Below are 8,878 nucleotides of genomic sequence, written 5' to 3' on the forward strand. Positions count from 1 at the left end.
GGTCGTCGACTCGGTCTATCGCGCCCAGGAGCAGATGTTCCAGACGGGCCAGTTCCGCGAGGGCCTGCTGAACGTCGCCCAGTCGGCCGGCATGACCGAGGACCAGTTCAACGCCTGCGTGACCAACGAGAAGGCGCTGAAGGACCTGAACGCCCGCGTCGAGAAGTACGGCAAGGAAGCCAAGATCCAGGGCACCCCCACCTTCGTCGTCAACGGCAAGAAGGTCGGCTCGGAAGAGGGCGGCGAGCGCAGCCTGGCGGAGCTGGACGCGGCCATCGCGGAAGCCTCGAAGTAATGACGCTGGACCGGCGCGCGCTGATCGTCTCTGGCCTCGCCCTCCCTGCCTTGGTGCTGGGGGCGAGCGCCTCGGTCGCGCGCGCCGCGCCCCTGCCACCGGTGGCCGGTGAGATGACCTTGGGCTCGCCCAAGGCGCCGGTCCAGTTCGTGGTCTACGCCTCGGCCAGCTGCCCGCACTGCGCCCACTGGTGGACGACGGTGCTGCCCCAGGTCCGCAAGGCGTTCGTCGACACCGGCAAGGTGCGCCTGGTCTTCCGCGAGTTCCTGACCCCGCCGAACGAGTTCGCGGCCGCAGGCTTCATCCTGGCTCGTCGCATTCCGGGCAAGTACTTCGAGGTGCTGACCACCGTCTTCGAACGCCAGGAGGAGATCTATCGCAGCGAGAAGCTGTGGGAGGGCCTGGAGGCGATCGGCAAGCAGTACGGCCTGACCGACGCCCAGTTCACCGCCGCGATGAACGATCCGGCGGCGCTGAAGGCGGTCAACGACCGCTTCTCCCAAGCGCTCAACCAAGACAATATCGAGGTCACCCCCACCTTCTTCGTCAATGGCGCGCCCATCGAGGGCGACACCGGCTTCGACGCCCTGTCCAAAGCCTTCGCCACCGCGGCGAAGGGCTGACGATCGGAAGGGACCGCCTCCGTGCAGTTCCAGCGCCTCCGCCTTTCGGGCTTCAAGTCCTTCGTCGAGCCGACCGAGTTCCGGATCGAGCCGGGCCTGACCGGCATCGTCGGGCCCAACGGCTGCGGCAAGTCCAACCTGCTGGAAGCCCTGCGCTGGGTGATGGGCGCCAACTCCGCCAAGGCGATGCGGGCCGGCGGCATGGACGACGTGATCTTCGCCGGCAGCGGGGCGCGGCCGCCGCGCAACCACGCCGACGTGGCCCTCACCATCGACAACGCCGATCGCACGGCCCCGGCCCAGTTCAATGACGACCCGGTGCTGGAGGTCGTGCGCCGCATCGATCGCGGCTCGGGCTCGACCTACAAGATCAACGGCCGCGAGGTGCGGGCCCGCGACGTCCAGCTGCTGTTCGCCGACGCCTCGACCGGCGCCAACTCGCCGGCCCTGGTGCGCCAGGGCCAGATCAGCGAGCTGATCGGCGCCAAGCCGCAGAACCGCCGCCGCATCCTGGAAGAGGCGGCCGGCGTCTCGGGCCTGCACACCCGCCGCCACGAGGCCGAGCTGCGGCTGCGCGCCGCCGAGGCCAACCTCGCCCGTCTGGAGGACGTGGCGCGCGAACTCGAGGCGGCCCTGAACCGCCTGCGTCGCGAGGCCAGGCAGGCCGAGAAATACAAGCGCCTGTCGGCCGAGATCCGCGCCGTGCAGGGGGCCGTGCTCTACGCCCGCTGGACCGAGGCCCGCGACACCCTGGAACGCACCCAGCGCGAGGCGACCGAGGCCGCGCGGCTCGTCGAGGAGACCGCCCGCGCCAGCGCCGCCGCCCAGGTGGCGATCACCGACGCCGAGGCCGCCATGCCGCCGTTGCGCGAGGAGGCGACCATCGCCCAGGCCATCCTGGGCCAGCTGGCCATCCAGAAGGACCGCGCCGAGCGCGAGGCCGAGGCCGCCGCCGCCGAGTTCGAGCGCCTCAAGAACGACCTCGACCGCATCGACGCCGACCGCGCTCGCGAGAGCCAGGCCAAGGACGACGCGGCCGCCGCCCTCTCGCGCATCGACGCCGAGTTGGCGGAAGTCCGCGCCCTGGTCGCCGCCGCGCCGGAGCGGGGCCCCGAACTGGAAGCCGCCGCCAAGGCCGCCGAGGCCGCCCGCGCCGCCGCCGAGACCGCAGTCGAGCAGCTGGCCGCCCGCGTCGCCGCCGAGGAGGCGCAGGGCCGCGCCGCCGCCACGCGCCTGGCCGAGGCCGAGGCTCGCGCCAACCGCACCAACCGCGCCCTCGACCAGGCCAGGGCAGAGCGCGCCGCCGTCGGACCGGAAGTCGATCCGGCCGCCGCCGACGCCCGCCAGCGCTTCGTCAACGCCGAGGCGGCCCTGGCCGCCGCCCGCGCGGCGTTGGAGGAGGCCGAAGCCGAACGGGTCAAGTCGGCCGAGCAGGAAGCCCAGGCCCGTCAACTGGCGCGCAATGTCGAGGACCAGCTGGGCCGCCTGCGCACCGAGGCCCGCGGCCTGGCCCAGCTGACCGCGCAGCGTTCCAAGAGCGGCCACGCCCCGGCGTTGGAGAGCGTCTCGCCCGACAAGGGTTATGGCGCGGCCCTGGCCGCCGCCCTGGGCGACGACCTGGACGCGGCCCTCGATCCCAAGGCGCCGTCCTACTGGGGCGGGGCTCAGGTCTCGGCGCCGCTCTGGCCGGAAGGCGCCCAACCGCTGGTCCCGCTGGTCAAGGCGCCGCCCGAGCTGATCGCCCGTCTTTCGCACGTGGCCGTGGTGGCCCGCGCCGACGGCGATCGGCTGCGGAAGGACCTCAAGCCGGGCATGCGCCTGGTCTCGATGGAAGGCGACCTGTGGCGCTGGGACGGCTTCGTCGCCCGCGCTGACGCGCCCAAGCCCGCCGCCGTCCGGCTGGAGCAGCGCACCCGCCTGGCCGAGGTCGAGGCCGAGATCGACGTCCTGGCGCCCCGCGCCGAGGCCACCGCCGCGGCTCTGAAGACCGCCGCCGACCGGATGCGGGCGGTCGAGGAGTTGCTGCGCGACCGGCGGCGCGGCCCGCCCGACGCCGAGCGGCTGCTGAACGGCGCGCGCGAGCAGGTCGCCAAGTTCGAGCGCGAGCAGGCGCTTCGGGCCGCCCGCGCCCAGTCCCTGGACGACACCATCGCCCGCTTCGAGGCCGAGAAGGTCGAGGCCGATGGGGCCCTGGCCCAGGCGCGCGAGGCTCACGCCGCCGCCCAGACCTCGGGCGATCTGCAACCCCAGTTGGCGCAGGCGCGACAGGCTTCGGCCCAGGCGCGCGAGACCGCCAGCGCGGCCCGCACCGCGCTCGATGTCGAGACCCGCGAACGCGCCGGCCGCCAGCGTCGCCTCGAGAGCCTGGAGCGCGACCGGGGCGACTGGGCCCGGCGAGCCGAGACCGCCGGCAAGCGCGCCGAGTCCCTGGAGGGCGACCGCGTGAAGGCCGCCGCCGCCCTGGAGGCCGCCCGCGAGGCGCCGGCGACGCTGAAGGAAAAGCTGCTCGTCTTGCTGGACGAGTTCGCCGCCGCCGAAGCCCGTCGCGCCAAGGCCAGCGACGCCCTGGAGACGGCCGAGACCGCCCGGATCAACGCCGACCGCGCCGCGCGCGCCGCCGAACAGGCGGCCGGCGAGGCCCGCGAGAAGCGCGCCGCCCTGGTCGCCCACCTGGACGGCGCCCGCCAGCGCTTCGGCGAGGTCGCCAGCGCCATCCGCGAGCAGGCCCGCATGGAGCCCGAAGAGCTGGGCCGCCATGTCGCCGGCGAGGCCGTGGCCGTGCCGAAGGACGCCGCGGGTGTGGAGGCTCACCTTTTCGCGCTCGAGAGAGAGCGCGACGCCATCGGCCCGGTGAACCTGCGCGCCGAGGAGGAGGCCCAGGAATACGCCGGGCGCCTGGAGACCATGCGCACCGAACGCGCGGATCTTTCCGGGGCGGTGACCAAGCTGCGCGCCGGCATCGAGGAACTGAACGCCGAGGGGCGCGAGCGCCTGCTGGCGGCGTTCGACGTGATCAACGCCAACTTCCAGACCCTCTTCCAGGCCCTGTTCGGCGGCGGCATGGCCGAGCTGAAACTGATCGAGAGCGAGGATCCTCTCGAAGCGGGCCTCGAGATCTACGCCTGCCCGCCCGGCAAGCGCCTGGCCAGCATGAGCCTGATGAGCGGCGGCGAGCAGGCCCTGACCGCCAGCGCCCTGATCTTCGGCGTCTTCCTGGCCAATCCGGCCCCGATCTGCGTACTGGACGAAGTGGACGCGCCCTTGGACGACGCCAATGTCGACCGTTACTGCAACATGCTCGACGAGATGCGCCGCCGCACCCAGACCCGCTTCATCGCCATCACCCACAACCCGGTGACCATGAGCCGGATGGACCGCCTGTTCGGCGTGACCATGGGCGAGCGGGGGGTGAGCCAGTTGGTCAGCGTGGACCTCAGCACGGCTGAGAAGCTGGTCGCGGCCTGAAAAATCCTCTCCCCGTGGGAGAGGTGTCGGCGCAGCCGACGGAGAGGGGAATGGCCGGCTCGGCAGAACTTCCCCCACCGACGCTTCGCGCTACCTCCCCCGCTGGAGGGAGGATTTAGAACCCCACCGCCACCCGCAGCGGGTTGGCCGGATCCGCCAGCAGCTTCACCGCCATGGCGCACGAGATCACCACCAGCAGCGGCCGGATCAGCTTGGGTCCGAAGCGCATGGCCAGCCGCGACCCCACCTGCGCGCCCAGGAAGGCGCCGGCCGCCATGGCCAGACCCATCGGCCAGACCACCACGCCCTTGGAGACGAACAGCGCCAGGCTGCCCAGGTTGCTGGCCGCGTTGGCCAGCTTGGTGTGGGCCGTGGCCTTCAAGACGCCGTAGCCCAGCAGGGTGACGATCGCGACCATGTAGAAGGCGCCGGCGCCCGGGCCGAAGATCCCGTCATAGAAACCGACCAGGGGCGTCACGAAACAGGCGAACGGGACCAGCGCCATGCGCGGGGTCACGTCCTCGGTCTTCAGGGCGCGCGAGAAGCCGAAATAGAGGGCGATGGCGATCAGCAGCACCGGCACGATCGCCCGCAGCAGCTGAGGCGACAGCAGGCTGGCGCACAGCGCGCCGCAGAGACCGGCGATCGCGGCCGCGCCGGCGACCGGCAGGGCGGTCTTCCAGTCGATCAGGCCGCGCCGGGCGAAGGCGCTGGTCGAGGAAATGGCGCTGACCGCGCCTTGAAGCTTGTTGGTTCCCAGGGCCTGGACGGGCGACAGGCCGGCCAGCAGCAGGGCCGGCAGGGTCACGAGGCCCCCGCCGCCGGCGATGGCGTCCAGCGCCCCGGCGAGGGCGGCGACAACGAACAGGCTGGCGATGACGTCGAGGGAAACCATGATCGGCTCATGACCCCGTTCGACGTCGCCGGCAAAGGAAAGAAGACGGGCAAAGAAAAAGGGGCCTCGGAAGGCCCCTTTCGCCGCTTAGCCCAGCAGGTGGCCCCATTGCTGGGCGCGCGACTGCTTGCTGTTGGTCGTCTTGCCCAGGGCGCGCAGTTCGTCGCGCTCCTTGGCCTTTTCTTCCTTGCGGACCCGCTGCTCGGCGGCTTCCAGGGCCTTGCGCTCCTTGCGCTCGGCGCGCTTGGCGGCCATCAGCTCTTCCTGGCGCGCCAGGGCTTCGAGACGGGCTTTTTCCTTGGCTTCGGCCCGGGCGGCGCGGACGGCTTCGAGTTCGGCGGCGCGAAGCTCTTCGCGCTTGTCGAAATCGGGGTCCTGGACGGTCGGCTTGGCCTTGAACTTGGCCAGCATGGCCTTCTTGGCCTCTTGCTGGGCGGAAATACGATCGGCGAATCCGGTGTTCTTCAGGTGCGACATGAATCTTCGTGTTATTTGGAGGCGGCGGCTCTAAAGCCCAGATCGACGAAAAAATCAATGCGTCATCGGGGCCCATCATCCCTTGCCTATGAGAGGTGATGTCGCCAGAGCACGCTCTAGATAGGGAAGCCTGGGCGGTCCGGGTAGACCACGCCCCCGGGATAATTCCCCCGGAAAAGGGGCGAATTGGCCCTTTCGCCGCTACGGAAGGGAAATCCCTAAGTATTCCAGGCGCTTGGACCAAGGCTTGGTCACCTTGACGCACCGCAGCGAGGTCTATAGGTTCCGCGCCGATCAAGCCGGCCGGAAAAGCGCCTTGTTTTGGCGCGTCCGCGGCGCTTTCGGACCTGCCGCTTCCCATGCCCAAGGCCGACGAACCGAACGACAAGGCTCAGCAGAGCCTCGACGCTCGGCTCGACGCATTTGAGGCGCGGAAGGCGGCGGAAAAGCCCGTCCGGGCGGCGTCCGAAAAGGCCCAGCAGGACGGCTACCGTCTGCTGGCGGACCTGATCGGGGGCGTATTGGTGGGTCTCGGCTTCGGCTGGCTGCTCGACCGCTACGTCCACACGAGCCCCTGGGGCATGGTCGGCGGTCTGCTGATCGGTCTCGGGCTCGCGATTTTCTCCGTCGTTCGCAAGGCGACGAAAATGAGCGCGCAGGCGTCGGCCCCGTCCCCTCAGCAGGGGAAGGCCGGCGAAGACACGGGAGACGGGCCAACCGTCCCCAAGCAGAAGAGAGACTAGGGCCGATGGCCGATCCGATGCACCAGTTCCAGATCAAGAAGATCGTGGAACTGCCCACCGTGACCGTGCCCGGACTGGGCGCTATCGACCTGTCGATCACGAACTCCGTGGCCGCGATGATGCTGGCCGCGCTGCTGGTCATCACCTTCTACAGCTTGGCCGCCCGCAAGGCCGTGGTGCCGGGCCGCCTGCAGTCGGTGGGCGAGATGCTCTACGGACTGGTCGACGGCCTGGCCGAGTCGATCATCGGCCACGACGGCAAGAAGTTCCTGCCGTTCGTCTTCACCCTGTTCGCCTTCGTGCTGTTCATGAACATCCAGGGCATGTTCCTGGTGTTCACCGCCACCTCGCAGCTGGCCGTGACCCTGACGCTGGGCCTGATGGTCATCCTGACCGTGGTCGCCGTCGGCTTCGCCAAGAACGGCCTGAAGTTCTTCAAGCTGTTCGCCCCGTCGGGCGTGCCGTGGCCGCTGTACTTCCTGCTGGTGCCGATCGAGATCCTGTCGTTCCTGATCCGCCCCATCACCCTGGGCCTTCGTCTGTTTGGCAACATGCTGGGCGGCCACGTGGTGCTGAAGATCTTCGCCGGCTTCGTGATCGCCCTGGGCGGTCTCGGCGTGCTGGGCTGGGCCGGTTCGGCCCTGGCCCTGACCTCGGTCGTCGCCCTGACGGCCCTCGAGTTCATGGTGGCCTTCCTGCAGGCCTTCGTGTTCGCGGTGCTCACCTGCGTCTATCTCAACGACGTCGTGCACCTCGACAGCCACTGATCAACCTTTAGTCTTTCAACCAATACCCTTCTCAAGGAGTCTCAATCATGGACGCTGCTGCTGCTAAGTACATCGGCGCTGGTCTGGCCATGCTCGGCATGATCGGCGCGGGCGTGGGCCTGGGCGTGATGTTCGGCAACTACTTCCAAGGCGCCCTGCGCAACCCGACGGCCGCCGCTCAAGAGCGCCCGATGCTGTTCCTGGGCATGGCCCTGACGGAAGCCCTGGGCATCTTCGCCCTGGTTATCGCCTTCCTGATCCTGTTCTCGTAATCCGAACCTAGGGCGCGCTCGCCTGGCGGCCGCGCCCTAGCTCCTTGTTTCTACGCATCCCACCGGACCGGGCCGATTTCGCCCGATCCCGGATGCTCCAGCTGAGAGGCGCCCTCGCCCATGGCGACGGAACATCAAGGCGCGGTCGAGTCGACTGAAGCTCCCAAGCACGAAAGCGGCGGCCTTCCGCAGCTGCAGTTCGAGCACTGGGGCGGTCAGATCGTCTGGCTGCTGCTCATCTTCGCCGTACTCTACGCGGTGCTGTCCAAGGGCCTGCTGCCCCGCGTCAGCGGCGCGATCGACGAGCGCGGCGCCAAGATCGCCGGCGACATCGCCGACGCCCGTCGTCTGAAGGACGAAGCCGAGGCCCAGGCCCGCGCGGCCGCCGCCGAGGTGGCCGAGGCCCGCGCCAAGGCCCAGAAGACCGCGGCGGACGCCAAGGCCAAGGCTTCGGCCGAAGCCGCCGAGCGTCAGGCCAAGGAAGAGGCCGTCCTGGCCGAGAAGCTGGCCGCGGCCGAGGCTTCCATCCAGGCCGCCCGCGACACGGCCATGAGCCATGTCCGCGAAGTGGCCCAGGACACCGCCGGCGCGATCGTCGAGAAGCTGACCGGCAAGGCGGCCTCGGCCGCCGAGCTGAAGTCGGCCTTGGCTTAAGGGACTGAAGATGGAACACGAATCCCTGTTCAGCCTGTCGAACCCGGAATTCTGGGTCCTGGTCGCCCTGGCGATCTTCTTCGGCCTGCTGGTCTATCTGAAGGTCCTGCCGGGCGCGCTGTTCGGCGCGCTCGACGGCTACGCCGCCAAGATCAAGGCCGAGCTCGACGAAGCCCAGCAACTGCGGGAAGAGGCGCAAGCCCTGCTCGCCGACGTCAAGGCCCAGCGCGAGGAAGCCGAGCGCCAGGCCGTGGCCATGCTGGACGCCGCCAAGGCCGACGCCAAGCGTCTGGCCGAGGAGGCCAAGGAAAAGCTCGAGGAACAGATCAAGCGCCGCGCCGAAATGGCCGAACGCAAGATCGCCCAGGCCGAGGCCCAGGCCGCCGCGGACGTCAAGGCCGCCGCGGTGGATCTCGCCGCCCAGGCCGCCGAGACCGTCCTGGCCGCCCGCCTGGCCGGCGCCAAGACCGACCCGCTGGCGGACCTCGCCATCGGCCAGATGGGCGCCAAGCTGCAATAGCGGCGAGGGTTCATCGAACAAGACAAAGAGGGCGCGGATCGTAAGGTCCGCGCCCTTTTCTTTTCGGGTTTGGAGACGGGTCGTTCTAACGAACGGCCGCGATGGGGGGATGGCGGAACAATCCTCCCCCTAGCGGGGGAGGTGTCGGCGAAGCCGACGGAGGGGGA

10 protein-coding genes are annotated in these 8,878 nt (G+C 69.9%); 8 read left to right on the forward strand and 2 right to left on the reverse strand.

Annotation, left to right across the window (positions count from 1 at the left end):
- The 3 genes from VJ655_RS09390 to smc form a co-directional block, all read left to right on the forward strand.
- The coding region (locus VJ655_RS09390) for a DsbA family protein (RefSeq protein ID WP_324110804.1) at positions 1-295 on the forward strand (295 nt) is incomplete at its 5' end.
- Entirely contained in the window at positions 295-918 is a 624-nt protein-coding gene (locus VJ655_RS09395) for a thioredoxin domain-containing protein (RefSeq protein ID WP_324110805.1), read from the forward strand. The genes VJ655_RS09390 and VJ655_RS09395, both read left to right, overlap by 1 nt.
- Before the next feature lie 21 nt (positions 919-939).
- Entirely contained in the window at positions 940-4,383 is a 3,444-nt protein-coding gene (smc, locus tag VJ655_RS09400) for a chromosome segregation protein SMC (RefSeq protein WP_324110806.1), read from the forward strand.
- 115 nt (positions 4,384-4,498) lie between these two features.
- Here smc and VJ655_RS09405 read toward each other — a convergent pair whose 3' ends face one another.
- A complete protein-coding gene (locus tag VJ655_RS09405) occupies positions 4,499-5,278 on the reverse strand; it encodes a TSUP family transporter (RefSeq protein ID WP_324110807.1) in 780 nt (259 codons plus the stop codon).
- 87 nt (positions 5,279-5,365) lie between these two features.
- A complete protein-coding gene (locus tag VJ655_RS09410; RefSeq protein ID WP_324110808.1) occupies positions 5,366-5,755 on the reverse strand; it encodes a DUF6481 family protein in 390 nt (129 codons plus the stop codon).
- Between the two features lie 359 nt (positions 5,756-6,114).
- Here VJ655_RS09410 and VJ655_RS09415 point away from each other — a divergent pair, with 359 nt between their 5' ends.
- The 5 genes from VJ655_RS09415 (at position 6,115) to VJ655_RS09435 (ending at position 8,711) form a co-directional block, all read left to right on the forward strand.
- Entirely contained in the window at positions 6,115-6,498 is a 384-nt protein-coding gene (locus VJ655_RS09415) for an AtpZ/AtpI family protein (RefSeq protein WP_324110809.1), read from the forward strand.
- A 5-nt stretch (positions 6,499-6,503) separates the two neighbouring features.
- Positions 6,504-7,265 (forward strand): F0F1 ATP synthase subunit A, encoded by a 762-nt coding sequence (locus VJ655_RS09420; RefSeq protein WP_324110810.1) that lies wholly within the window; start codon positions 6,504-6,506, stop codon positions 7,263-7,265.
- A 47-nt stretch (positions 7,266-7,312) separates the two neighbouring features.
- Positions 7,313-7,537 (forward strand): F0F1 ATP synthase subunit C, encoded by a 225-nt coding sequence (locus VJ655_RS09425; RefSeq protein WP_004615714.1) that lies wholly within the window; start codon positions 7,313-7,315, stop codon positions 7,535-7,537.
- Positions 7,538-7,657: 120 nt separating this feature from the next.
- Entirely contained in the window at positions 7,658-8,191 is a 534-nt protein-coding gene (locus VJ655_RS09430; protein WP_324110811.1) for a hypothetical protein, read from the forward strand.
- Between the two features lie 10 nt (positions 8,192-8,201).
- Complete coding sequence (locus VJ655_RS09435) at positions 8,202-8,711, forward strand: F0F1 ATP synthase subunit B (protein WP_324110812.1); 510 nt, start codon at positions 8,202-8,204, stop codon at positions 8,709-8,711.
- The last annotated feature ends 167 nt before the right edge of the window (positions 8,712-8,878 follow it).

The sequence above is a fragment of the Caulobacter sp. genome, assembly GCF_035254145.1.
Lineage (GTDB): Bacteria > Pseudomonadota > Alphaproteobacteria > Caulobacterales > Caulobacteraceae > Caulobacter.

Bases quoted from the DNA above. Each gene is read 5' to 3' on its own strand.
- VJ655_RS09395 (WP_324110805.1), top strand. From the start codon at position 295: ATGACGCTGGACCGGCGCGCGCTGATCGTCTCTGGCCTCGCCCTCCCT.
- VJ655_RS09405 (WP_324110807.1), bottom strand. From the start codon at position 5,278: ATGGTTTCCCTCGACGTCATCGCCAGCCTGTTCGTTGTCGCCGCCCTC.
- VJ655_RS09410 (WP_324110808.1), bottom strand. From the start codon at position 5,755: ATGTCGCACCTGAAGAACACCGGATTCGCCGATCGTATTTCCGCCCAG.
- VJ655_RS09415 (WP_324110809.1), top strand. From the start codon at position 6,115: ATGCCCAAGGCCGACGAACCGAACGACAAGGCTCAGCAGAGCCTCGAC.
- VJ655_RS09420 (WP_324110810.1), top strand. From the start codon at position 6,504: ATGGCCGATCCGATGCACCAGTTCCAGATCAAGAAGATCGTGGAACTG.
- VJ655_RS09425 (WP_004615714.1), top strand. From the start codon at position 7,313: ATGGACGCTGCTGCTGCTAAGTACATCGGCGCTGGTCTGGCCATGCTC.
- VJ655_RS09430 (WP_324110811.1), top strand. From the start codon at position 7,658: ATGGCGACGGAACATCAAGGCGCGGTCGAGTCGACTGAAGCTCCCAAG.
- VJ655_RS09435 (WP_324110812.1), top strand. From the start codon at position 8,202: ATGGAACACGAATCCCTGTTCAGCCTGTCGAACCCGGAATTCTGGGTC.